Origin of the sequence: Pseudoalteromonas sp. MER144-MNA-CIBAN-0113 (assembly GCF_040308965.1) — a bacterium.
GTDB classification, from domain to species: domain Bacteria; phylum Pseudomonadota; class Gammaproteobacteria; order Enterobacterales; family Alteromonadaceae; genus Pseudoalteromonas; species Pseudoalteromonas tetraodonis.
The window spans coordinates 1-240 of sequence record NZ_JBEOOG010000577.1; the positions used below are offsets into that span (position 1 = coordinate 1).

Annotated in this window: 1 protein-coding gene; it reads right to left on the reverse strand. The window is 25.8% G+C overall.

The features are described 5' to 3' along the window. Window positions 1–240: hypothetical protein (locus AAEY57_RS21015; RefSeq protein WP_350608786.1), on the reverse strand; the 240-nt coding region annotated here is incomplete at both ends.

Genomic DNA, 240 nt, shown 5'->3' on the forward strand with positions numbered 1-240 from the left:
GTTTAGTTTTAGCTAAAGCAAACTGACTCTTAAAATCTTTATACTTATTATTATAATCATTTAATCCGCTTTTATACTGATTCTGTGCCTGTTTGAGTTTTTGTTTATAAGAAGAAGTAAGACTATCATATACATCATTCATTTTCTGGGTTAAAACACTTTTTATTCTTCCATTAACTACATCTATATACTCTTTATACTGATTACTAAAAACATCATATGAAAAGCCATTTTTTACAG